25 protein-coding genes are annotated in these 23,515 nt (G+C 66.3%); 14 read left to right on the top strand and 11 right to left on the bottom strand.

Going from position 1 to position 23,515, the window contains the following annotated elements:
• Window positions 1-3: 3 nt before the first annotated feature.
• Window positions 4-297, top strand: a complete 294-nt coding sequence (locus ACP7EY_RS00425) for a DUF167 domain-containing protein (protein WP_426189324.1) — start codon at window positions 4-6, stop codon at window positions 295-297.
• Window positions 298-319: 22 nt separating this feature from the next.
• Here the strand turns inward: ACP7EY_RS00425 and ACP7EY_RS00420 are convergent, their stop codons facing one another.
• From ACP7EY_RS00420 to ACP7EY_RS00385, 8 genes are all read right to left on the bottom strand, one after another.
• Window positions 320-1,276 carry a carbohydrate kinase family protein gene (locus tag ACP7EY_RS00420; protein ID WP_426189322.1) on the bottom strand — a complete coding sequence of 319 codons (957 nt, stop codon included), beginning with the start codon at window positions 1,274-1,276 and terminating at the stop codon, window positions 320-322.
• 12 nt (window positions 1,277-1,288) lie between these two features.
• On the bottom strand, window positions 1,289-2,461 hold the full coding sequence (locus ACP7EY_RS00415) for a DUF3426 domain-containing protein (RefSeq protein WP_426189320.1): 1,173 nt from the start codon (window positions 2,459-2,461) through the stop codon (window positions 1,289-1,291).
• 12 nt (window positions 2,462-2,473) lie between these two features.
• Window positions 2,474-3,409, bottom strand: a complete 936-nt coding sequence (gene prmA / locus ACP7EY_RS00410; RefSeq protein ID WP_426189318.1) for a 50S ribosomal protein L11 methyltransferase — start codon at window positions 3,407-3,409, stop codon at window positions 2,474-2,476.
• Complete coding sequence (gene accC, locus ACP7EY_RS00405; RefSeq protein ID WP_426189317.1) at window positions 3,406-4,800, bottom strand: acetyl-CoA carboxylase biotin carboxylase subunit; 1,395 nt, start codon at window positions 4,798-4,800, stop codon at window positions 3,406-3,408. The genes prmA and accC overlap by 4 nt, the downstream gene beginning before the upstream one ends.
• A 116-nt stretch (window positions 4,801-4,916) precedes the next feature.
• Complete coding sequence (gene accB / locus ACP7EY_RS00400; RefSeq protein ID WP_426189315.1) at window positions 4,917-5,372, bottom strand: acetyl-CoA carboxylase biotin carboxyl carrier protein; 456 nt, start codon at window positions 5,370-5,372, stop codon at window positions 4,917-4,919.
• 89 nt (window positions 5,373-5,461) lie between these two features.
• Window positions 5,462-5,899, bottom strand: a complete 438-nt coding sequence (gene aroQ, locus ACP7EY_RS00395) for a type II 3-dehydroquinate dehydratase (RefSeq protein WP_426189313.1) — start codon at window positions 5,897-5,899, stop codon at window positions 5,462-5,464.
• 130 nt (window positions 5,900-6,029) lie between these two features.
• Complete coding sequence (locus ACP7EY_RS00390) at window positions 6,030-6,566, bottom strand: TlpA family protein disulfide reductase (protein WP_426189311.1); 537 nt, start codon at window positions 6,564-6,566, stop codon at window positions 6,030-6,032.
• 10 nt (window positions 6,567-6,576) lie between these two features.
• Entirely contained in the window at window positions 6,577-7,242 is a 666-nt protein-coding gene (locus ACP7EY_RS00385; RefSeq protein WP_426189309.1) for a hypothetical protein, read from the bottom strand.
• Between the two features lie 110 nt (window positions 7,243-7,352).
• On the opposite strand from ACP7EY_RS00385, the gene mpl reads away from it, so the two are divergent.
• The 8 genes from mpl (at window position 7,353) to corA (ending at window position 15,546) form a co-directional block, all read left to right on the top strand.
• The gene (gene mpl / locus ACP7EY_RS00380) at window positions 7,353-8,747 is read left to right on the top strand and encodes a UDP-N-acetylmuramate:L-alanyl-gamma-D-glutamyl-meso-diaminopimelate ligase (protein WP_426189308.1); all 1,395 of its coding nucleotides are present in this window, start codon (window positions 7,353-7,355) and stop codon (window positions 8,745-8,747) included.
• A complete protein-coding gene (locus ACP7EY_RS00375; protein ID WP_426189306.1) occupies window positions 8,744-9,322 on the top strand; it encodes a YqiA/YcfP family alpha/beta fold hydrolase in 579 nt (192 codons plus the stop codon). The genes mpl and ACP7EY_RS00375 overlap by 4 nt, the downstream gene beginning before the upstream one ends.
• Window positions 9,319-9,942 (top strand): chorismate--pyruvate lyase family protein, encoded by a 624-nt coding sequence (locus ACP7EY_RS00370; RefSeq protein WP_426189304.1) that lies wholly within the window; start codon window positions 9,319-9,321, stop codon window positions 9,940-9,942. Before ACP7EY_RS00375 ends, ACP7EY_RS00370 begins: the two co-directional genes overlap by 4 nt.
• 3 nt (window positions 9,943-9,945) lie before the next feature.
• Entirely contained in the window at window positions 9,946-12,003 is a 2,058-nt protein-coding gene (locus ACP7EY_RS00365) for a ribonuclease catalytic domain-containing protein (protein ID WP_426189302.1), read from the top strand.
• Between the two features lie 122 nt (window positions 12,004-12,125).
• Window positions 12,126-12,977 carry a TonB family protein gene (locus ACP7EY_RS00360; RefSeq protein ID WP_426189300.1) on the top strand — a complete coding sequence of 284 codons (852 nt, stop codon included), beginning with the start codon at window positions 12,126-12,128 and terminating at the stop codon, window positions 12,975-12,977.
• Window positions 12,977-13,783 carry a shikimate dehydrogenase gene (gene aroE / locus ACP7EY_RS00355; protein ID WP_426189298.1) on the top strand — a complete coding sequence of 269 codons (807 nt, stop codon included), beginning with the start codon at window positions 12,977-12,979 and terminating at the stop codon, window positions 13,781-13,783. Before ACP7EY_RS00360 ends, aroE begins: the two co-directional genes overlap by 1 nt.
• A complete protein-coding gene (gene mtgA, locus ACP7EY_RS00350; protein WP_426189296.1) occupies window positions 13,780-14,496 on the top strand; it encodes a monofunctional biosynthetic peptidoglycan transglycosylase in 717 nt (238 codons plus the stop codon). Before aroE ends, mtgA begins: the two co-directional genes overlap by 4 nt.
• A gap of 84 nt (window positions 14,497-14,580) precedes the next feature.
• A complete protein-coding gene (corA, locus tag ACP7EY_RS00345; protein WP_426189294.1) occupies window positions 14,581-15,546 on the top strand; it encodes a magnesium/cobalt transporter CorA in 966 nt (321 codons plus the stop codon).
• 203 nt (window positions 15,547-15,749) lie between these two features.
• Here the strand turns inward: corA and ACP7EY_RS00340 are convergent, their stop codons facing one another.
• The 3 genes from ACP7EY_RS00340 to thiD all read right to left on the bottom strand — a co-directional run bounded on the left by ACP7EY_RS00340 (window position 15,750) and on the right by thiD (window position 19,401).
• The gene (locus ACP7EY_RS00340) at window positions 15,750-17,021 is read right to left on the bottom strand and encodes an NRAMP family divalent metal transporter (RefSeq protein WP_426189292.1); all 1,272 of its coding nucleotides are present in this window, start codon (window positions 17,019-17,021) and stop codon (window positions 15,750-15,752) included.
• A gap of 161 nt (window positions 17,022-17,182) precedes the next feature.
• The gene (gene hemL / locus ACP7EY_RS00335; protein ID WP_426189290.1) at window positions 17,183-18,523 is read right to left on the bottom strand and encodes a glutamate-1-semialdehyde 2,1-aminomutase; all 1,341 of its coding nucleotides are present in this window, start codon (window positions 18,521-18,523) and stop codon (window positions 17,183-17,185) included.
• A gap of 47 nt (window positions 18,524-18,570) precedes the next feature.
• Window positions 18,571-19,401: a bifunctional hydroxymethylpyrimidine kinase/phosphomethylpyrimidine kinase gene (gene thiD / locus ACP7EY_RS00330; RefSeq protein ID WP_426189288.1), complete on the bottom strand. Its 831-nt coding sequence runs from the start codon at window positions 19,399-19,401 to the stop codon at window positions 18,571-18,573.
• Window positions 19,402-19,508: 107 nt separating this feature from the next.
• Between thiD and ACP7EY_RS00325 the strand changes: the two genes are divergently transcribed.
• The 5 genes from ACP7EY_RS00325 to ACP7EY_RS00305 all read left to right on the top strand — a co-directional run bounded on the left by ACP7EY_RS00325 (window position 19,509) and on the right by ACP7EY_RS00305 (window position 23,506).
• The gene (locus ACP7EY_RS00325; protein ID WP_426190018.1) at window positions 19,509-19,661 is read left to right on the top strand and encodes a rubredoxin; all 153 of its coding nucleotides are present in this window, start codon (window positions 19,509-19,511) and stop codon (window positions 19,659-19,661) included.
• 100 nt (window positions 19,662-19,761) lie between these two features.
• A complete protein-coding gene (locus tag ACP7EY_RS00320) occupies window positions 19,762-20,157 on the top strand; it encodes a response regulator (protein WP_426189286.1) in 396 nt (131 codons plus the stop codon).
• 25 nt (window positions 20,158-20,182) lie between these two features.
• Window positions 20,183-20,554 (top strand): response regulator transcription factor, encoded by a 372-nt coding sequence (locus tag ACP7EY_RS00315; RefSeq protein ID WP_426189284.1) that lies wholly within the window; start codon window positions 20,183-20,185, stop codon window positions 20,552-20,554.
• A 1-nt stretch (window position 20,555) separates the two neighbouring features.
• Window positions 20,556-21,101 carry a chemotaxis protein CheW gene (locus ACP7EY_RS00310; protein ID WP_426189282.1) on the top strand — a complete coding sequence of 182 codons (546 nt, stop codon included), beginning with the start codon at window positions 20,556-20,558 and terminating at the stop codon, window positions 21,099-21,101.
• A 68-nt stretch (window positions 21,102-21,169) separates the two neighbouring features.
• A complete protein-coding gene (locus ACP7EY_RS00305; protein ID WP_426189280.1) occupies window positions 21,170-23,506 on the top strand; it encodes a methyl-accepting chemotaxis protein in 2,337 nt (778 codons plus the stop codon).
• Window positions 23,507-23,515 lie beyond the last annotated feature (9 nt).

Below are 23,515 nucleotides of genomic sequence, written 5' to 3'. Positions count from 1 at the left end.
GATGTGAGCGATCCCTGGTGCACGGCGCTGGCGGGCGGCGTGCGCCTGGCCGTCCAGATCACCCCGAACGCCCGCAAGACCGAGGTGGTGGGGGTGCTCGGCGATGCGCTGAAGATCAAGCTGCAGGCGCAGCCCGTGGAGGGCCAGGCCAATGCGGCGCTGGTCAAATGGCTGGCCAAGGAACTCAAGGTGGCGCGCGGCGCCGTCGTCCTCACGCACGGCGCCACGGGCCGGCGCAAGCTGGTCGAAGTGCGCGGCGTCGAGCGCGAAGCGGTGTTACGTCACTTCACGCCGTGATCGCGCCCTGGTCCGGCCAGTATCACTGAAACCGGTAGCCGAACGCCGCTTCGAAGCGCTCGCCGATCTCGGCCGGGGTGAAGCGGTGGTTCTGGCCGCCCTGGTGGGCGATCTTGATTGAACCGAGCAGGCTGGCCAGGCGGCCCGTGGTGGCCCAGTCGAAGCCCTTGGCGATCCCGTACAGCAGGCCGGCGCGGTAGGCGTCGCCGCAGCCGGTGGGGTCGACCACGGCGCTGGCGCCGACCACGGGAATGAGTATGCGCTCGCCGTTGGCGAAGATTTCCGAACCGAGGTCGCCACGGGTGACGATCAGCGCCTCGAGCCGGCTGGCGATCTGCTCGGCCGACCAGCCGGTGCGCTCGGTGAGCATCTCGAATTCATAGTCGTTGGCCGCCAGGTAGGTGGCTTTTTCGATGAAATCGCGCAGCTCTTCGCCATTGAACATGGGCAGTTGCTGGCCCGGATCGAACATGAAGGGCACGCTGGCGCTGACGCAGTCGCTGGCGTGCTTGAGCATGCCGTCGCGGCCGTCAGGGCCGATGATGGCGATGCGCAGGGGCCCGTAGTCGGCCAGGTTATTCTCGTGCGAGAACTGCATGGCGCCAGGGTGGAAGGCGTTGATCTGGTTGTTGTCCTGGTCGGCGGTGACGAAACACTGGGCGGTGTAGGCGTGGCCGATGGTGCGGATGGCGCGGGTGGAAATGCCCATGGTGGCGAAGCGCTCGAGGTATTCGCCGCCGTCCTGGCCCAGCGTGGCCATGATCAGGGGATCGCCGCCCAGCATGCCCAGGTTGTAGGCGACGTTGGCGGCGCAGCCGCCGTATTCGGTGCGCAGGGTCGGCACCAGGAACGAGACATTGACCTTGTGCAGCTGGTCGGCGATCAGCGCTTCGGAGAAGCGGCCGTGGTACTGCATGATCTTGTCGAAGGCGAGCGAGCCGCAGATCAGGGTGGTGGTGGGTTTGACTGCATCGTTCATGGGGGCGTCCGCTTAAGGGTAGAAAATGGCGAGGTGGTATCCCGACGCCTTGATGTGATTGAGTTGAAAATACAGTTTAACGGGCTGTTCCGTGCGCGCGGCGAAACCCTTGCCGGCCACGCTGCCGGCGGGCAGATAGTCGGCCGGGGCGAACACGCGGCGCACCAGCGTTTTGTCGCTGGCATCGGTGAGCGCCAGTTCCAGGTGGGGCCAGGCCTGCACCAGGTCGCCCTGGTTGCGCAGCAGGGTGGTAAACGAGAAGGTGCCGCCATCGGCCGTGGCCTCGAGCGACTGCAGCTCTCCCGTTTCCACGCTGAGGGCATCGATCTGCGCCGGCAGCGTCACTTTGCAGCCCAGCAGCGTGCACACGGCGCCCAGCAGCGGCCGGGCCGCCGGGTAGCGCGCCGCCAGGACATTGCGAAAACTCCAGACGCCTTGCAGCAGCAGCAGTGCCACCAGCAGCGCCACGCCGGCGGCCATCAGGCGCCGGCGGGTGGCGCCGGTTTCTTCGCGCCGGCGGCCGCTGCGCACGAACTCCGGTTCGTCGTCGACAACGGCGGCCGGGGACGGTGGTGGCGGTTTGAGTTCGGGCGTCTTCTTGCGGGCCGCGCCGTCGCGCCTGGCCAGGCCCGGCTGCACCAGGGTGGCCGGTCCAGGGCGGTCCTCGGCCCCTGCCGAGGCGCGCATGAGCAAGGGCGCGAGCGAGTCGAGCGCGGCGGACCGGGGCCGGGCCGGCGCTGGCGCTGGCGCAGGCCCGGCTTCGGCGCCCGTGATGGTGGGGGTGGTGGCGATGGCGTCGAGGCCGTCGTCGTCCGGCGGCGGCAAGGCCACCAGGTATTCTTCGATCAGTGGTTCGGTCGCAGCGGCAGGGGGCGCCGGAGCGGGCGCGGCCGGCGCCAGCGTGGTGTCGAAGTCGATGATGTAGGTGGCCGCCTCGGCGGGCGCGGTGGGCGCCGGCGGGGTGCTGACGACGCTGTGCAGGACGGGCAGGGCGCCGACGTCGGCTTCGGCGTCGGCCGCTGGCAGGGCGCCCTGCGGCGCCGCGTCCAGGTCGACCAGCGCCGCGCTGCCGTCGAATACTTCATTGCAGGCGCCGCAGCGCACGATGCCCCCGCGTAGCTTCAACTGGTCCGAGGCGACCCGGAACGTGGTGCTGCAGTGGGGGCAGATCGTGGCGAGGGCCATGCCGATCGCGCCTTAAGGTGCGCGCGGTGGCGGTATGTCGGCCAGTCCCAGCACGCCGTGCAGGGCCACCCAGCCGTCCTGCTCGGCCCACACGCCCAGCTTGATGAAGGGCGCATAGGCGGCCGCCACTTCCTCGGCCTGGCGTGCCAGCACGCCCGACAGGGTCAGGGTGCCGCCGGCGGCGACCCGGCCCGACAGCATCGGCGCCATCAGTTTCAGGGGGCTCGACAGGATGTTCGCCACCACGCAGTCGAACGTGGCGCCGGCCGCGGTATGGACGGCGAAATCGTCGGGCAGGTAGTAGTCGATGGCACAGCCATTGCGCTCGGCGTTGGCCTTGGCCGATTCGATCGCCTGCGGGTCGATGTCGACGCCGATGACGGCGCCGGCGCCCATTTTCTTGGCCACCATGGCCAGAATGCCGGAGCCGCAGCCGTAATCGAGCACCGTCTTGCCGGGTGCCGGATGGGCTTCGAGCCACTCCATGCACAGGCGGGTGGTGGGATGGCTGCCAGTGCCGAAGGCCAGGCCCGGATCGAGTTCAAGAATCAGGGCGTGCGGATCGGGCGCTTCGTGCCAGCTTGGCACCACCCAGATATTGGTGCCGATGTGGATCGGCGCGAACTGCGACTGGGTCAGGCGCACCCAGTCTTCGTCGGCGACGAAGCGGGTGGCAAACGCTGGCGTGGCGATGCCGATGGCCGCCGCCGCGGCAGCGACGATGGCGCCCTGGTCGGCGTCGACGTCGGTCAGGGCCACCACCCGGCTGTGATCCCAGGCCGCTTCTTCCGGTTCCATGCCGGGTTCGCCGAACAGGGGCTTTTCCTGCTCGGTGCCTTCGTCGGCGTCTTCCACCGACACCGACAGCGCGCCCGCTTCCATCAGCGCGTCCGACAGGGCCTCGGCGTGATCGCGGGCGATTTCGATGACGACTTCGGTCCAGCTCATGACGATGCCTTGGTATCGGCCGTGCCGCCCAGCGCGACCTTCAGGTCGGGCTTGTTGGCCAGTTTCTGCTCGAGGTAATGGATGTTGGTGCCGCCTTCGATAAAGCGGGCATCGATCATCAATTCGCGGTGCAGGGGAATATTCGTCAGGATACCCTCAACGACCATTTCCGACAGCGCGATCTGCATGCGGCGGATCGCCTGGTCGCGCGTGGCGCCGTAGGCGATGACCTTGCCGATCATCGAATCGTAATGGGGCGGCACGTAGTAGCCGGCGTACGCGTGCGAGTCGACCCGGATGCCGGGACCGCCCGGCGTGTGCCAGCTGGTGATGCGGCCCGGCGACGGGGTGAACTTGAACGGGTCTTCGGCGTTGATGCGGCACTCGACGGCGTGGCCCGACAACATGATGTCGCGCTGGCGGAAGCGCAGCTTTTCGCCGCAGGCAATGCGGATCTGTTCCTGCACGATGTCGATCCCGGTAATCATTTCCGTCACCGGATGCTCGACCTGGACGCGGGTGTTCATTTCAATGAAATAGAACTCGCCGTTTTCGTACAGGAATTCGAACGTGCCGGCGCCACGGTAGCCGATCTTGCGGCACGCTTCGGCGCAACGGTCGCCGATTTTTTCAATCAATTTGCGGGGAATGCCGGGCGCCGGCGCTTCCTCGATCACCTTCTGGTGGCGGCGCTGCATCGAGCAGTCGCGTTCGCCCAGCCAGACGGCGTTCTTGTGTTCGTCGGCGAGGATCTGGATTTCCACGTGGCGGGGATTTTCCAGGTACTTCTCCATATACACTTCAGGATTGCCGAACGCCGTGCCCGCTTCCGTCTTGGTCATCGCCACCGCGTTGATCAGCGCCGCTTCCGTGTGCACCACGCGCATGCCGCGGCCACCACCGCCGCCGGCCGCCTTGATGATGACGGGGTAGCCGACCTTGCGGGCCGTTTGCACGATTTCCTTCGGGTCGTCCGACAGCGCCCCTTCCGAGCCGGGCACGCAGGGCACGCCGGCGCGGATCATCGCCTGCTTGGCCGAGACCTTGTCGCCCATCAGGCGGATCGAGTCGGAACGGGGGCCGATGAAGACGAAGCCGGATTTCTCGACGCGCTCGGCGAAGTCGGCGTTTTCCGACAGGAAGCCGTAGCCCGGGTGAATCGCTTCGGCGTCCGTCACTTCGGCCGCGCTGATGATGGCCGGCATGTTCAGATAGCTGAGCGAGGAGGAGGCGGGGCCGATGCAGACCGACTCGTCGGCCAGCTTGACGTACTTGGCGTCCTTGTCCGCTTCGGAGTGGACGACCACGGTCTTGATGCCCATTTCGCGGCAGGCGCGCTGGATGCGCAAGGCGATTTCACCCCGGTTGGCGATGAGAATTTTTTCAAACATGGTAGGTTCGGTGTTTCTATGAAGCCCGGCGCGAGCCGGGAAACAGCATGATGAGTCAGGAATCGTCGCCGCCGGCGTGATGCACCAGGGGCGACTGCCGCGCTGCGCTGGCGGGATTAGCCGATCACGAACAACGGTTGACCGAATTCGACCGGCTGGCCGTTTTCAACCAGGATCTTGCTGACGACGCCGGAGATTTCCGCATCGATTTCATTGAGCAGTTTCATCGCTTCGATGATGCACAGGGTATCGCCTTCCTTGATGGCGCTGCCCACTTCGACGAAGGCCGGCGAACCGGGCGACGAGGAACGGTAGAAGGTGCCGACCATGGGCGACTTGATGACGTGGCCGGTGGGCTCGGCGGGAATCTCGACGGGCGCGGCGGCAGGGGCTGCCGGCGCTGCCGCATACTGCTGGTGCATGCCTTGTTGCGGCATCATCATCATCTGGCCTTGTGGCATGGCCGACGATTTGACGATGCGGACCTTGCTCTCGCCTTCGGTGACTTCGAGTTCGGCGATGTCAGATTCAGCGACCAGGTCGATCAAGGTCTTGAGCTTTCGTAAATCCATGTGAAACCCCTTGGAATTATTGTGGTTTTTAAAGGCAAATGGCGTGCCCGGATAAGGCGCGCCACGACAATACGTGAAGTTGACGAAGATTAACGCTTTTTGAGCGCGAAGTCGATGGCATACCGGTAGCCGTCCGTTCCCAGCCCGCAAATCGTGCCCAGCGCGATGGCGGAAAGGAAGGAATGGTGGCGGAATGCTTCACGTTGATGGACGTTTGAAATGTGGACTTCCACGAACGGTATCTCAACTGCGGCAAGGGCGTCGCGCAAGGCGACGCTGGTGTGCGTGAGCCCGCCCGGATTGATGACAATGGCATCGACCCCTTCGCCGCGGGCCGCATGGATGCGATCGATCAATGCGCCTTCGTGGTTACTTTGAAAACAGGCCAAACTGGCGCCCGCCGCCCCCGCTTGCGCCACCGCCGCCGCTTCCAGATCGGCCAGGGTGGTGCCACCGTACACGGCCGGCTCGCGGGTTCCCAATAAATTGAGGTTGGGGCCGTTCAGCAGCAGTAGCTTGTTAACCATGGGCTTGACATCACTGGTGGGGACGCGTATTGGATAATCCTGCGCGAAAGTCTGGCATTTTGCCGACTACATCGGCGATTGGCAAGCAGTAAAACCGGCCCGCGCTAGAATAGAACGACCGTTCGCGGGCCTACAGCGCCGCCAGATCGGCGCGCAATTCGGCAAATTTCAGACGGCCCAGGTAAGTCTTGCGCACCGTGCCATCGGCGCCGATCAGCACGGTAAACGGCAAGCCGCCATTGGTATTGCCGAACTGGCGCGAGAGCTCGGTGCCGCTCATGCCGGCCACATAGATGGGGTAGGAAATCTTGTATTTGTCGGTGAACTGGGCGATGTTGGTGGGCGAGTCGATGCCGATGCCGACCACGCCGATCTGTTTGGGGCCCAGTTCCCGGGCCAGTTCGACCAGTTCCGGCATTTCTTGCACGCACGGTCCGCACCAGGGCGCCCAGAAATTGACCAGCACCGCCTTGCCTTTCCATTGCGCCAGCGCTTGCGGGGCGCCGCTGGCGTCGTTCATCGACTGCGCATACAAAGCGGCGACGGGGCCGGCCGGGGCGGGCACGACGGCGGCCGGGGGCACTGCATGTTTCTTGCTCAGCGTGGCGCCCGCGCCGATGGCGATGACGGCGACCAGCGCAAACACGATCTTGTTGGTTTTATTCATTATTTAAATGTCAGTCAATGGCAGGTGGAAGGGCGGCGCCGTCGGCCCCGTCGATGAGGGCACGCACGGCCTCGAGCGGGGCGCGGTGGGGACTGCCGTCGGCGCGTGGTTTGAGGGCGCCCTTGATATCGTTCATTTCGTACAACTGCGCGTGGACTTGCTGCTTGCGCCAGTGAAAGCTGACGGTCTCCACGGGCGCGTGCCGGCCGCCCTTGAAATGGGGCGCCTCGCCGATCTCGAGCGGCACGTCGCGGTCGAGCAGAAACAGGATGACCTCCTTGGCGCTGTCGGCAAACAACTGCAAATGAATATCGTCGTGCTCGCCGGCGGTGCCATGCAGGACCGCACCCGTCAGGTAGGGCCGGAACGGCTGCAGCTGTTGCATGAGCTGCACGGCCAGCTGGCGCAGCTGCAGCAGGCGGGCCGGCTGGCTGTCGGCCAGAAACAGGGCCTGGTACTTGCGCACCTCGCCCTCGATTTCGATATTGTCGGGCAGCAGGTTGGGCAGGGCCACGGCCTCGCCCAGCAACTGGCGCGCCGCCTTGCGCTTGGCCAGGTCGTAGTCGGCGCCGTCCTCGGCAATGAGGCGGGCCGCGCGCACGGCGATCTCGCCGCGCAACTGGGCGTTGCCATGCGCCTGGGCCTGGGCCTGGTCGGAGTGCGGAGTCGGCGTCATGGCACGATGATACTCTGGAACGGAAAAGCGCAGCGGGTCAGGTAAAATCGCGGTTTCGCCCTTCTTATTTGCGACGCGCCCCGCGCGCGCCTTTCACGACGACCAAGACCATGCATATTCACATCCTCGGCATTTGCGGCACCTTCATGGGCGGCCTGGCCGTCCTCGCCAAGGAAGCGGGCCACCGCGTCACCGGCTGCGATGCCAACGTCTACCCGCCCATGAGCACCCAGCTCGAAGCCCAGGGCATCGAGCTGATTCAAGGCTTCGGCCCCGAGCAGATTGCCCTCGAGCCCGACCTGTATGTGATCGGCAACGTGGTCGCGCGCGGCAATCCGCTGGTCGAGGAAATCCTCAACCGCAGCCTGCCTTACATGTCGGGCCCGCAATGGATGGGCGAACACATTCTGCGGCATAAATGGGTGCTGGCCGTCGCCGGCACGCACGGCAAGACCACCACCTCGGCCATGCTGGCCTGGATCCTGGAAGACGCCGGCTATGCGCCCGGCTTCCTGATCGGCGGCGTGCCGGTCAATTTCGGCGTGTCGGCGCGCCTGTCGGGCCAGACGGAATCGGATTTTTTCGTCATCGAGGCCGATGAATACGACACGGCGTTTTTCGACAAACGCAGCAAATTTGTCCATTACCACGCCAAGACGGCAGTGCTGAACAACCTCGAATACGACCACGCCGACATTTTTCCCGACATCGGCGCCATCGAAACCCAGTTTCACCACCTGGTGCGCACCGTGCCCGGGGTCGGCCGCCTGATCGTCAACGGCGACGAAGCGTCGCTGGCGCGCGTCATCAAGCGGGGCTGCTGGAGCGAGCACGAAAGCTTCGGCGCCGGCGCGCAGGTCAACTGGAGCATGGTCGAGCACCAGGACGGCAGCTTCGACGTGGTGTTCAACCGCGCCGTCGTCGGCACCGTCACCTGGGGGCTCACTGGCCGCCACAACCGCGCCAACGCGCTCGCCGCGCTGGCCGCCGCCCGCCACGTGGGGGTGCCGGTGGCGCAGGCGGCCGCTTCGCTGGCGCGCTTCGCGTCCGTCAAGCGGCGCATGGAAGTGCGCGGCGTGGTCGACGGCGTCACCGTCTACGACGATTTCGCCCACCACCCCACCGCCATTGCCACCACTGTGGGCGGGCTGCGCCAGAAGATCGGCGCCAGCGGGCGCATCCTGGCGGTGCTCGAACCGCGTTCGAACACCATGAAGCTGGGCGCCATGAAGGACGCGCTGCCGGGCAGCCTGAAAGACGCCGACCTGGTGTTTGGTTTCGGCAGCCAGCAGGCGCTGGGCTGGAGCCTGGCCGACGCCTTCAAGCCGCTGGGCGCGATCGCCCACAGTTTCGATCAGATCGATTTCCTTGTCAGCGCCATCGTCCAGGCGGCGCAGCCGGGCGACCATGTGCTGGTGATGAGTAACGGCGGCTTCGGCGGCGTGCACCAGAAGCTGCTCGAGGCGCTGGCCGCGCGCACGTCGTCGGCAGCCGCGGCGCCATGATCCTGTACCTGCACGGGTTTCGCTCGTCTCCCGCGTCCTGTAAAGCGCGGGTGGTGGCCGCGCGCATGGCCGCGCTGGGCCGATCCGATGAGCTGATCTGTCCGCAGCTGCCCGCCTCGCCCAAGGCGGCCATCGCGCTGGCGCTGGCGCTGGTCGACGGCGTGCCGGCCGAGCAACTGGCCATCGTCGGCTCTTCGCTGGGGGGCTACTACGCCACCTGGCTGGCCGAGCGGCTGGGCTGCCGCGCCGTGCTGCTCAACCCGGCCGTCGATCCCCTGAAAAATCTGCGCGATCAGACCAGCATTACCACCGCCTGGCATTCGGCCGAGCCGTTCGAATTCAAGCCCGAGTATCTCGACGAGCTGCGCCAGCTCGCCGTGCCCGCCATCAGCGAGCCGCAGCGCTATTTCCTGCTCGCCGCCAGCGGCGACGAAGTGCTCGACTACCGCGACATGCTGGCCCACTATGCGGGCGCGCGCCAGCACCTGATCGACGGCAGCGACCACGCCATCGGCGAATTTGCCGACTACGTCGACGCCGTGCTCGATTTCTGCATGCCGAAAGCGGGCCGGTGAGCGGGGCGCGCGCGCGTTCGCTGCGCCAGGTGCGCTGGCATGGCCACCTGGGCGCCGTCAACGCGCCGGCGCCGCTGGCGGCGTGGCTGGGCGCGGACGGCTCGCTGACGGCGCGCCTGATCGCCCACAGCGCGGCCTTTCGCGTGCAGCGCCTGCGCCAGGGCAGCGCCTTGTGCCTGCCCGACGAGACTGGCGCCATCGGCCTGGCGCGCCCGGTCCAGGTGCTCGAGCGCGAAGTGCTGCTGCGCTGCGACGGGGTGGCGGTGGTGTTTGCCCACACCGTGGTGCCGCTGTCCGATTCGGCCACCGACTGGCCCCTGTTCGGCGGCCTCGGCGAGCGCTCGCTGGGCTCGACCCTGTTTTACGATCCGCTGGTGCGCCGCGGCCCGCTCGAATTTGCCCGCTTGCGCGCCGGCCATCCGCTGGCCCGGCGCGCCAGCGCCGCGCTGGGCGACCGCCTGCCGCTGTTGCCGTGCCCGCCCATGTCGCTGTGCCCCCCTGTTTATTACGCGCGGCGCTGCCTGTACCGCCGCCATCAAGGCAGCCTGCTGGTGACCGAGGTATTCTTGCCGCCGGTCCTGACACTGCTGCCTGCTCCCCTTGATACGAACGTGAAGTGAACCATGAATTTATTTTTTGAAGAATCCGGTGATTTCAAAGTCGGCAGCGTGCTGTCCCAGGCCGGCGAGGCCTACCAGGTTGAAATGCCGTCCGGTAAACGCACCAAGGTCAAGGTCAAGGACGTCCTGCTGCACTATGAAAAGCCAGCGCCGGCCGAACTGCTCGACGCCGCCAAGGCAATCGCCGCCGACGTCGACCTGGAGTTTTTGTGGGAAGTGGCGGGCCAGGAAGAATTCGGCTTCGCCGACCTGGCCGCCGATTACGTCGGCCACGCCGCCCTGCCGGCCGAGTCGGCGGGCCTGATCCTGGCCCTGCACAACGCCCCCATCTATTTCTATAAAAAGGGCCGCGGCCGGTACAAGGCGGCGCCGGAGCAGTCGCTGCGCGCGGCGCAGGCGGGCATCGAAAAGAAAAAACAGCAGGCCATCATCCAGGCCGGCTATGTCGAGCAACTCAAGGCAGGCACCCTGCCGGCCCCGCTCGAGCCCCTGGTGCTGCAACTGCTGTTCAAGCCCGACAAGAACAGCATCGAATACAAGGCGCTCGAGACGGCCTGCGACGAACTGCACACCACTGCCCCCCGCCTGATGCTCGCCACCGGCGGCATCGCCTCGCCGAAAGCGCTGCACATGGCGCGCTTCCTGTTCGAGAATTTCCCCCGCGGCGCCGGTTTTGCGCCCATCGCCGCCCCCGCCACGCCGGGCGGCCTGCCGCTGGCCGACGTCGCCGCCTTCTCCATCGATGACGTCACCACCACCGAGATCGACGACGCCTTCTCCGTCACCATGCTGGCCGACGGCAAGGTCAAGGTGGGCATCCACATCGCCGCGCCGGGCCTGGGCATCCGGCCCGACGACGCCATCGACAAGATGGCGCGCGCGCGCATGTCGACCGTGTACATGCCGGGCGATAAAATCACCATGTTGCCCGACGATATCGTCGAGGCCTTCACCCTGGCCGAAGGGCGCGCCTGCCCGGCGCTGTCGCTGTACGCCACCATCGACCCGGCCGACTGGTCCGTGCTGGCCACGGAAACGCGCGCCGAAATGGTGCCGATCGCCGCCAACCTGCGCCACAACGACCTTGACGCCGTGGTCAACGAAGCGACCCTCGCCAGCGGCGAAGGCGACTACCCGCACAAGGCCGAACTGCTGCAACTGTGGCAGTGGGCCGGCAAGCTCGAGGCGGCGCGCATGGTCAAGCGCGAAGCGTTTGGCTTGCGCCCCGAGCAGAACAACCGGGTCGATTACAATTTTTATGTCGACGACGACGTCGTCTCCGTCGTCAAGCGCAAGCGCGGGGCGCCGCTCGACAAGATCGTCGCCGAGCTGATGATCTTTGCCAACAGCACCTGGGGCAAGTTGATGCACGACTGCGGCGTGCCCGGCATCTACCGCTCGCAAGGGGCGGGCGGTCCCGGCTGGGGCGCCAAGCTGCAGGTGCGCATGGTCACGCACGCGGCGCCGCACCAGGGCCTGGGCGTGGACCAGTATGCGTGGAGCACCTCGCCGCTGCGCCGCTACACCGACCTGGTCAACCAGTGGCAGATCCTCGCTTGCGCCAGCAACGGCGTCACCGCGCCGCTGGTGGCGCCGTTCAAGCAGCGCGACGCCGGCCTGTTCGCCATCGTTTCGGCCTTCGACGCCGCCTACGCCGCCTACAACGAGCACCAGCAGAACATGGAACGCTACTGGTGCCTGCGCTGGCTGGGCCAGGAAAACGCCCGCCAGGTCGACGCCGTGGTGCTCAAGGACGAGCTGCTGCGCCTGGCCGACATCCCGCTGGTGATCCGTCTGCCGGGCATGCCGCCAGTGGCGCGCGGCGCCGCCGTCACCCTCGACATCCTGCGCTGGGATGAAGTGGACCTGTCGATCGAAGCGCGGCTGCTCGAGGTGCACGGCGTCGACGGTGCCGCCGCGGCCGCGCCAGCGACCGACGACGAGGACGACGACAGCAGCGCCGCCATTGCCGCCGAAGCCGAAGGCGTCGAGCTGGTCGAGGGCGGCGCTGCGCTGCCAGGCACGCCGCCGGCCGACGCAGGGGCGCCCTTGGCGAACTGAGCGCAGGGCGCGCCGTGCTCGCAAAGGCCTCGGCGCGCCCGCCCAAACGCGGTAGAATTAACGTTCCGTAGTTCAATAGTTTCAACCGGTGTCGCGTGACGTCTCATTTCCACAACCGCTCCATGCAGATCGCCCTCGCCGTGTCGGTGGTATTGCATGCGGCCCTGCTGACGGTGCGCTTTGTCGCCCCCGACGCCTTTAAATTGCAGCCGGCCGATCCCGGGCTGGAGGTGATCCTCGTCAACGCCAAGCACGATCGCAAGCCCCTCAAGGCCGACGCGCTGGCGCAGGCCAATCTCGACGGGGGCGGCCAGGCCGAGGCGGGGCGCTCGAAGTCGCCCTTGCCGGACATGCGCAAGAGCGAAAACGGCGACAGCGTCAAGGCGGCCCAGCGCCGCATCGCCGAACTCGAAGCGGTGCAGCAAAACCTGCTGACCAAGGCGCGCGCGTCGGCCTACACGGCGCCGCCGCTGACGGAAAAAGACAAGCCCGATCCCGCCCGCACGGGCCAGGACCTGCTCGAATCGTCGAAGGCGATCGCGCGCGCCACGGCCGAGCTGTCGACCACGATCGAGGACCAGAACAAGCGGCCCCGCAAGACCTACATCACGCCCAGCACCCAGGAAGTGGGCTACGCGATGTACTACAAGACCATGCAAAAGCGGGTCGAGGAAATCGGCACGCTGAACTTCCCGCAGAAAGACGGCCGCAAACTGTATGGCGAACTGGTGCTGTACATCCCGATTTTCCAGGACGGCAGCATCTATCTCAAGGATGGCGGCGTGCGCATCGAGAAAAGCTCGGGCAACCCGGCGCTCGACGCGGCCGCCATGGCCATCGTGCGCCGCGCCGCCCCGTTCGGCAAATTTCCGCCGAATATGCTCTCGAGCGACAAGGACGATCTGTGGGTGATCATCACCCGTTTCAAATTTACCCGCGAAGAGCGGCTCGAGACGAACTTGAAGGGCAATTGATGCACGATTTTTATCGCGTCATCGGCAATCCGGTTGGCCACAGCAAGTCGCCCGCCATCCACGCCGCGTTCGCGCGGCAACTGGGCATCGAGCTCGAATACGCCACTTGCCTGGCGCCGCTGGACGGCTTTGCCGGCACCGTGGCCGCGCTGGCCGCCGCCGGCTGCAAGGGCGCCAACGTCACCGTCCCCTTCAAGATCGCGGCGTTCGACCTGTGTACGCGCCTGACGGCGCGGGCGCAGGCGGCCGGCGCCGTCAATACCCTCAGTTTTGATGGCGCCGCCATCGCCGGCGACAACACCGACGGCGCCGGCCTGGTGGCCGACATCGTCGGCAATGCCGGCGTGACCATCGCCGGCAAGCGCGTGCTGCTCGTCGGCGCCGGCGGCGCCGCGCGCGGGGCGATCCTGCCCCTGCTCGAGCAGGGCCCGGCCGCGCTCACCCTGGTCAACCGCACCGCCGCCAGCGCGCACGCGGTGGCGGCGCAGTTCGATTTCCCCATCGCCGTGCGCCAGTTCGAGGCGCTCGACGGCCCGTTCGACATCGTCATCAACGCCACCTCGGCCAGCCTGACGGGGGCGCTGCCGCCGCTGCCGGCGGCCGTGTTCGGCGCCGGCACGCTGGCGCTGGACATGATGTATGGGGCCGCGCCCACCCCTTTCATGGCGTTCGCCACTGGCCACGGCGCCAGCGCGCGCGATGGCCTGGGCATGCTCGTCGAGCAGGCCGCCGAGGCGTTCCATGTCTGGCGCGGCGTGCGCCCGGCCACCGCCGCCGTGCTGGCGCAACTGCGCGCGGGCGCATGAAGGCGCGCCACGGCAAGCGGGCGGGCGGACGCGGCTGGCTCAAGTGGATCGTGCTGGGGCCGCTGCTGGCGGTGCTGCTGCTGCAGCTGTATTTCTTTTTGCAGATCTGCTGGTGGGCGCGCTTTAACCCCACCATGACCAGTTTCATGAGCGCCCAGCTGTCGAGCATGCGCGAGACCAACCCGAAGGCCGCCCTGGAACACCAGTGGGTGCCGTACGGGGCCATCTCGGCCAACCTCAAGCGGGCCGTGATCGCCTCGGAAGACGCCAATTTCGCCGAGCACGACGGGGTCGACTGGGAAGCGCTGCAAAAGGCTTACGACCGCAACAGCACCCGTCACAAGGTGGTGGGCGGCGGCTCGACCATTACCCAACAGCTGGCCAAGAACCTGTTTTTGTCCGGTTCGCGCAGCTACCTGCGCAAGGCGCAGGAGATGGTGATCGCCTACATGCTCGAACTGGTGCTCGACAAGGCGCGCATCCTGGAAATCTACCTCAACGTGGTCGAATTCGGCCGCGGCGTGTTCGGCGCCGAGGCCGCGGCGCGCCATTATTTTCGCGCGCCCGCGTCCAGCCTGAACGCGGCGCAGGCGGCGCGGCTGGCGGTGATGCTGCCCAATCCCCGCTATTACGACGCCCATCGCAGCACCAATTACCTGGCGCGCCGCACCGGCGTCATCCTCAACCGCATGAATTCGGCCGAGTTACCCTGATTCGCCACGCGGCGAGGGTGACGGGCCTGGCTGCTTGCGGTTACACTTGCGCTAATTTTTGACGTCAAGCCGGGTAAATCACGCATGATCAACGTATTCGTCCTACAAAATGGCCGCCTGAACCAGGTCCCCATCGACAGCCGCGAGGATCTTGAACTCGTCGAGCCTGTGTGGGTCGACCTGACCGACCCGACCGACGATGAGCGGGCCTGGGTCAAGGCGATCTATGGCGTGATCCTGCCGGGCGAAGACGAAGTCAAGGACATCGAGGCGTCGGCGCGCTACTACGAAGCGGAAAACGGCGACCTGCACCTGCGCACCGACTTCCTGCTCGAAGAAGACGATGGCCCCTCGCGCGTGGTGACGGTGGCGTTCATCCTGGCTCGCAAGATGCTGTTCTCCGTGCACACGGACGACTTGCCCGTGTTCCGGCTGGTGCGCATGCGCGCCCGCTCGCGCCCCGGCTCGATCGAAGACTACATGGACGTGCTGCTCGACCTGTACGCCACCGACGCCGAGTATTCGGCCGACGCCCTCGAGGGCATCTACCAGAACCTGGAAGAAGTCTCGAGCCGTGTGCTGCAGGAAGAGTTCACCGACACCGACGCGGCGGCCACGCTGAACGCCATCGCCCACGAGGAAGATTTGAACGGCCGCATCCGTCGCAACATGATGGACACCCGCCGCGCCGTCAGCTTCCTGATGCGGGGCCGCTTGCTCAACGCCGATCAGTTCGAGGAAGCGCGCCAGATCTTGCGCGACATTGAATCGCTCGACGGCCACACCTCGTTCCTGTTCGATAAAATCAACTTCCTGATGGACGCCACCGTCGGTTTCATTAACATCAACCAGAACAAGATCATCAAGATCTTCTCGGTGGCCTCGGTAGCCTTCCTGCCGCCGACCCTGATCGCCAGCATCTACGGCATGAATTTCAAATGGCTGCCCGAGCTGGACTGGCAGCTGGGCTATCCGTTCGCGCTGGGGCTGATGCTCACCAGTGCGATCGCGCCGTTCCTGTATTTCCGGCACCGGGGGTGGTTGAATTAGATCAAACAAAAGTGGAAACCTACTTTTGTTTGGCCTGGTCAGGTAAACGCCTTGGCGGAGCCAAGGCTTTTTACAGGGGACGCAAACCCGATGCCGTGCGGCGGTCGCCTCGGGGGCGGGCGGCGGGTAGCGGCTTGCAGCGCTACCTGGTCCTTGGCTAGGCAAATGGTCGGCAACCGGGCACGCGCCCGGCTTGAACATCGTTACATGGTGGCGAACATGGCCACCACGGCGACGAGCATCACGCCCACGCCCAGCCAGCCGATGATGGTGTGGCGGCGGCTCAGGGTAAATTGTCCCATCAGTTTTTTGTTGTGCGCCAGCAGCATCATCACCGCCATGATGGGCACGGCGATGACGCCGTTGATCTGGGCCGACAGCATCAGCGCCTTGATGGGGTCGATCGGGGCGAAATTGAGCAGCATGCCGCCGATGGTGGCCAGCGCGATGATCCCGTAAAACTCCTGCGCCTCGAGCACCTTCAGGTCGAGCCCGTTGGTCCACCTGAAACTCTCGGTGACGGCGTAGGCGGCCGACCCGGCCAGCACGGGCACGGCCAGCATGCCGGTGCCGATGATCCCCAGCGCGAACAGGAAGAAGGCGAATTCGCCCGCCACCGGGCGCAGCGCTTCGGCCGCCTGCGCCGACGTCTCGATGGTGGTCACGCCGTGCGCGCCCAGCGTGACGGCGGTGGTGAGAATAATAAAATAGGCGACCAGGTTGGAAAAGCCCATGCCGACGAAGGTGTCGACCTTGATCCGGCGCAGCTGCCCGGTGGCGTGCTCGGGCTGTTTGCGCAGCGCCTTGGTGGAGCCGTCGGCGCGGATTTCCTCGACTTCCTGCGAGGCTTGCCAGAAAAACAGGTAGGGGCTGATGGTGGTGCCGAAGATGGCCACGATCAGCGCCACCGACTCCCGGGTGAACGTAAAGTCCGGCCACACCGTCTTGCGCAGCACTTCCAGCCACGGCAGCTTGACGGCGAACACCGTGCCCACATAGGCCAATAAACCCAGCGTGAGCCACTTCAGGTAGCGCACGTAGGTGGCGTACGGCAGCCACACCTGCAAGCCCAGGCACAGCAGCCCGAATCCCAGCGAGTACAGGTGCGCCGAGCCGACGCCGGTGACCAGGCGCGCCGCTTCGCCCATGGCGGCGATGTCGGCGGCGATATTGATGACGTTGGCCACCAGCAGCAGCAGCACGATCGAGTACAGCAGCCACGGCGAATAGGCGCGGCGGATATTGGTGGCCAGGCCATGGCCGGTGACGCGGCCGATGCGCGCCGATACCAGCTGGATGCCGACCATGAACGGGTACGTCAGCACCAGCGTCCACAGGGTGTTGAAGCCGAACTGGGCGCCCGCCTGCGAATAGGTGGCGATGCCGGACGGGTCGTCGTCGGCGGCGCCCGTGATGAGGCCGGGGCCGAGGGCTTTGAGGGTGGCGTTGTCGGTGAGACGGCGGATCAAGTGCATAGGAGGCTCGCGCGCATGCGGCGCGGCCTCCCGCGAGGGGAGCTAGCGCGCCGGTGTTTTCAGGGTGGGTATCGGTGGTTTCATTGCGGTCGCACTCTAACATGGCGCCACCGTCAGCGGTGGCGCCCGGGGGGGCTTTTTACGGGGCCTTAAGGCTCGCTTCAGAAGTCGGCGCGTTCGCCCTGGCCATGGTCGCTGGCGCGACGGGTGGCCAGCAGGCGGGCAAACACGCGCCGCGCCGCCGCCACCGTTTCGGCGATCACGGCGTCGTCGTGCTGCGCCGAGACAAAGCCCGCTTCGAAGGCGGCCGGGGCGAAATACACGCCTTCTTCCAGCATGCCATGGAAAAAGGCATTAAATTGCGCCTTGTCGCCGGCCATCATCTGGGCGTACGAAGTGGGCACCTCGGCCGAGAAATACATGCCGAACATGCCGCCCACCGCATCGGCGCAGAAGGTGACGCCGGACTCGCGCGCCGCATCCATCAGGCCGTCGACGAGCTTGCGGGTCTGGGCCGTCAGGTGCTCGTAGAAGCCGTCTTGCTGGATCAGCTTCAGGGTGGTCATGCCGGCCGCCACCGCGACCGGGTTGCCCGACAGGGTGCCGGCCTGGTAGACCGCGCCCAGCGGCGCCATGTTTTCCATCAGCTTGGCGCTGCCGCCGAACGCCGCCACCGGCAGGCCGCCGCCGATGACCTTGCCCAGCGCCGTGATGTCGGGGGTGATGCCGTACAGCGCCTGGGCGCCGCCCAGGGCAACGCGGAAGCCGCACATGACTTCATCGAAAATGAGGATGGCGCCGTGGCGCGTGCACAGATCGCGCATCGCCTGCAGGAAGGGGGCACTGGCGCGTATCAGGTTCATGTTGCCGGCTACCGGCTCGACGATGACGCAGGCGATGGTCTCGCCCATCGACGCGAACGCCTCTTCCAGCTGGGCGACGTTGTTGTAGTCGAGTACCAGGGTGTGCTTGACGAAGTCTTCCGGCACGCCCGCCGAGGTGGGATTGCCGAAGGTGAGCAGGCCGCTGCCGGCCTTGACCAGCAGCGAGTCGGCGTGGCCGTGGTAGCAGCCTTCGAACTTGATGATCTTGTCGCGCCCGGTGGCGCCGCGCGCCAGGCGCAGCGCGCTCATGGTCGCCTCGGTGCCCGACGAGACCAGCCGCAGCTGCTCGATCGACGGCACCAGCTTGCACACTTCCTCGGCCATTTCCACTTCGCCCAGCGTGGGTGCGCCGAACGACAGGCCGCGCGCGGCCGCCTCCTGCACCGCCTTGACCACTTGCGGGTGGGCGTGGCCGACGATGGCCGGGCCCCACGAGCCGATGTAGTCGATGTAGCGCTTGCCGTCGGCGTCCCAGAAGTAGGGGCCTTCGGCGCGCGTGATGAAGCGGGGCGTGCCGCCCACCGAGCGGAAGGCGCGCACGGGCGAATTAACGCCACCGGGGGTGGTTTCCTGGGCGCGGGCAAACAGGATGTCGTTCTGGGAAGTTGATTCAGTCATGGCGGGCAGTCGAAAGGGTAGGGGAGCGGCGCGCATCGGGCGCACCATCAGGGCGTGAACGGCGCGGCGCGAAACAGTTTGTTCGGCACCAGCTTGCCCATGCCGAAGCGCTGGGCGTGGGCGAGGGCGCCGTGGGTAAATTGCTGGGCCGCGCGTACCGCCTCGAGCGGCGTCAGACCCTGCGCCAGCAAGGCGGCAATCGCCGCCGACAGGGTGCTGCCGGCGCCGATGAAGGTACCGGGCAGGTGCGGGAAATGAAACGTCTCGGCGACGCCGTCGGCGTCGAACAGGGTGTTGGCGATGGTGGCGCCGTCGCCCTTGCCGACGGTGCCGGTGCCGGTCACCAGCACGTAGGCACAACCCATCCCGGTCAGCTCGGCCACGTCGAGCGCGAGCATGTCGCCGCTGCCGCCGTCGCGCCAGGTTTCGGCCATGCGCGCCAGTTCGACCTGGGACAGCAGCATCAGCGTCGCCTGCGGCGCGAGGATCTGGCGGATCGCCGCCAGCATGTCGTCGTCGAGCAGGCCCGAATCGGGCATCGACGACAGGTAGGGGTCGAGGATCAGCGGCACCTCGGGATAGTCGGAAATGACTTCGGCGATCGCCGTGGCCTGCTCGATCGAGGTCAGGGCGCCCACCTTGAAGGCGGCCACCGTCATGTCTTCGAGCAGCACGCGGGCCTGGTCGACGACCGAATCGGCATCGATTTCATCCCAGTCTTCCACCCGCGCGGTGTCGCCGATGAGCATTCCGGTCAGCGCCGACAGGCCGTGGCAGCCGAACGCGGCGAAGGTGGCCAGATCGGCCTGGATGCCGGTGGCGCCGACCGGGTCGGCCACGCCGAAGCTTAATATCAGGGGAGTTGTTTGGATTTGCACGAAGGAAGGATTAAGATACTTGATCCATCATTTTACTAGATACAAGGAACACGAACGTGAGTAGCAATGAAACAACGCAGGCCAATGCGGCACCTTTTCAGAGCTGGATGTGCCTGATTTGCGGTTGGGTGTACGACGAGGCCGCCGGCGCCCCGGACGACGGCATCGCTCCCGGCACCCGCTGGGCCGACGTACCGATGAACTGGACCTGCCCCGAATGCGGCGCCCGCAAGGATGATTTCGACATGATGCCTGCCTGACCTCTTCGAAGGACTAGTTGACGAGTTGACTCATTGCAACATTTAATGCACAGATATCTTGCCCTATGGTATCGTGCTGATTCATGCTGAAGTGAAGACTATGACCCATCCCCAGCAATCCCCCGGCCTGAAGATCATGGTGATCGACGACAGCAGCACGATTCGCCGCTCCGCCGAGATTTTCCTGAACCAGGCCGGCTACCAGGTGGTATTGGCCGAAGATGGTTTCGACGCGCTTGCGAAGATCAATGATCACCACCCGGCGTTGGTATTTTGCGACATCCTGATGCCGCGCCTCGATGGTTATCAGACTTGCGCGTTGATCAAGAAAAGCGCGCGCTTTCACGCCACCCCGGTGTTGATGCTCTCGTCCAAGGACGGCCTGTTCGACCGTGCGCGCGGCGCCATGGTGGGCTCGTCCGCTTACCTCACCAAACCGTTCAGCAAGGACAGCCTGCTGGCGGCCGTACGCGAACACACTGCCGGCCTGGCATAACCCAATTCAACGCAGGAGCGCACCCGTGGCCATCCAGAACATCCTTATCGTCGACGATTCGCCCACCGAGCGCTATTACCTGACCGATATCCTGGTCAAGAACGGCTTTTCCGTCACCACGGCCGAAAACGGCGAGGCGGCGCTGGCGCAGATCAAGGCGCACAAGCCGGAGCTGATCCTGATGGATGTGGTCATGCCGGGGGCAAATGGCTTCCAGGTGACCCGTTCGATCGCGCGCGATCCCGAACTGGCCAACGTCCCCATCATCATCTGCAGCAGCAAGAACCAGGAAACCGACCGCATCTGGGGCTTGCGCCAGGGCGCGCGCGGCTACCTGGTCAAGCCGGTCGACCCGGCGGCGCTGCTCGAGAAAATCGCCGCGCTGGGCGCGCTCTGAGATGAGCGGGCCCGATGCCGTCACGCCAGCGCGTGCCGCGGCCCCGTTGCGCCTGGACGCCGCCGGCCGCCGCGCGCGCCTGCGCCAGTACCAGGAGCAGCTGCTCGAGCGGATGCAGGCGGCGCGTGCCAACAGCGGCGCCAGCGTCAACCAGCTGGGCGTGCAGATCGGCGCGGCGCGCTACCTGCTCGACCTGACCCAGGCCGGCGAAATCGTGCCGCTGCCACCGCTGACGGCGGTGCCGCTCACGCATGACTGGTACCTGGGCCTGGCCAATATCCGCGGCAACCTGGTCGGCGTGGTCGACCTGGCGCGCTACCTGGGCGAGGGCGACACCGCCATCGGCGGCGACGCCCGCGTGATCACCTTCGGCGCCGCCATCGGCTTCAATTGCGCCTTGCTGGTGGCGCGCGTGTACGGCTTGCGCCAGGCCGAAAAAATGCAGCCGAACGGCGCGCAGCTGCGCGACGGCGACGGCAACGACTGGACCGCGCTCGACCTGACCATCGTGGTCGCCGACGAGCGTTTTCTGCACGTGGGGCGATAGCGCCGCGCAAAACGGGTTACATCATTGATTGACGGCGTGACGTCTTACTTTACTGGCTGGGAGCTGCGATGGGAATGGCGACGAAACTGACGATGGGATTGACGCCGAAGGGCAAACCCGAGCACGAGGTGGCGCTCACTTCGCCCGATACCCAGTTCGGGCCGACCCCGACCGCGACCCCGATGCCGACCCGGACTTCGACGTCCGCGCCGGCGCCGAAGGCCGAACCGGCGCCGGAGGCGGCCCGGCCGCTCAGCCTCGGCGGCGTGCTGCGCCGTAAGCCGGCCGCCACCGAAGCCGAACAGGCCCAGGAACTGCAACTGCCGCTGATCGGCCACCTGTCGCTGGCGCGCCAACTGCGCATCCTGCTCGTTACCTTCGCCGTCGGCATCCTGCTCACCATCGTCGCGCTGTGGCAGAACTCGGCCGCGAACGTGATCGCCTCGGCGCAGACGCAGATCGCCAGTGACGCCCTGATGCACTCGCAGCGGGTCGGCAAGGCGGCACCGAACGCCATCCAGGGCAATCCCGAAGCGTTCGTTCAGCTCGACGAAAGCCGCCTCGAACTCACGCGCGACCTGAACCTGCTCGCGCGCGGCGGCGACTTCGCCGGGCGCCGGGTGCCGGCGCCATCGGCCGGCGTGGCCGGCGCGCTGGCGACGGCGCGCGCCAAGTGGGTCACCTCCGACAACGCCGCCGGCACCATCCTGAAAATGAAAAGCGAGCTGACCGGCTTCAAGGACACCTTGAAGCAGCTCGATGCCCTCTCTCCCCAGCTGGTGGCGCTGTCGGACGACTTTCTGACCCAGAAAATGGCCAAGGGCGGCAGCCCCCGCGAGCTGGCGGCGATCGGCCGCATGATGATGCTGACCCAGCGCCTCTCGCGCAGTGCCAGCGAATTTCTCACCTCCGGCGGCATCCGCGCCGACACCGCCTTTCAGCTGGGCCGCGACACCGGCACCGTGCGCGCCACCCTCGACGGTTTCCTCAACGGCAGCGATACGCTGGGACTGGCGGCCGTGCGCGACGCCGACCTGCGCAACAAGCTGGTGGCCATCAAGGCCAAATTCGACGTCTACCAGAAACTGGTCGGCTCGATCCTCGACAACCTGCCCCGCTTCACCGCCGCCAAGGGCGCCGAGCAATCGATCTTCTTCGAGAACGAGGAAATCCGCCGCCAGCTGTCGGCCCTGCAAGCGAATTACCGCAGCAGCCAGGATTCGACCGACGCCTGGTTCTGGCTGATGGTGGCCGCCTCGATCTTCACGCTGGCCGTGGCCGGCTCGATCAGCCGGGTCATGCTGCAGGACTCGCGCAACCGCACCCGTGGCGCCGACAGCCGGCGCGCCGAAGCGGAAGCCCAGCGCCTGCTGTCGCAAGCGAAGGAAGAAGAAGCCAAGGCCACCAACGACCAGAACCAGGCGGCGATTTTGCGCCTGATGAACGAATTGCAGGAAGTGGCCGACGGCGACCTGACGGTGCACGCCACGGTTTCCGAAGACATCACCGGGGCCATCGCCGACTCCGTCAACTACACGGTGGAAGAGTTGCGCGGGCTGGTCGAACGGGTCACCAACACGGCCGAGCAGGTCACGACCGCCTCGACCAACGCCCAGAACATCTCGTCGTCGCTGTTGACGGCGACCCAGCAGCAGTCGCGCGAGATCGAGGACGCCTCGGCCACGGTGCTGAAAATGGCCAGCGAAATTACCGATGTCTCGAAGTCGGCCAATGAGTCGGCCGAAGTGGCGCGCCAGTCGGTGGCGGCGGCCCAGCAGGGCTCGACGGCGGTGGAAAACGCCATCAAGGGCATGCACGAAATCCGCGAGCAGATCCAGGAAACCTCCAAGCGCATCAAGCGGCTGGGCGAATCGTCGCAGGAGATCGGCGAGATCACCGAACTCATTTCCGACATCACCGAGCAAACCAACGTGCTCGCGCTCAACGCCGCCATCCAGGCCGCCTCCGCCGGCGAAGCGGGGCGCGGCTTCTCGGTGGTGGCCGAAGAGGTGCAGCGGCTGGCCGAACGCTCGGCCGAAGCCGCCAAGCAGATCGGCGCGCTGGTGCGCACCATTCAGACCGATACCCACGACGCCGTGGCGGCGATGGAAAAATCGACCCAGGGCGTGGTCGAGGGGGCGCGCCTGTCCGACGCCGCCGGCGCCGCGCTCAACGACATCTCCGGCGTGTCGAACCGCCTGGCCGAGCTGATCCAGGGGATTTCCTTCGCCACCGGGCTGCAGGCGACCTCCGCCAACGGCGTCGCCCACAACATCCAGCACATCCTGTCGGTGACGGAGCATACCCAGGACGGCACCATGCAGACCGCCCAATCGATTCGCCAGCTGTCGATGCTGGCGCAGGAACTGAAAAACTCGGTCTCGCGCTTTCGCGTCACCGCCTGACGGACCGCA

Origin of the sequence: Massilia sp. DWR3-1-1 (assembly GCF_049898325.1) — a bacterium.
Lineage (GTDB): Bacteria > Pseudomonadota > Gammaproteobacteria > Burkholderiales > Burkholderiaceae_D > JAFCUW01.
This window is presented reverse-complemented; position numbering and strand designations above follow the sequence as displayed.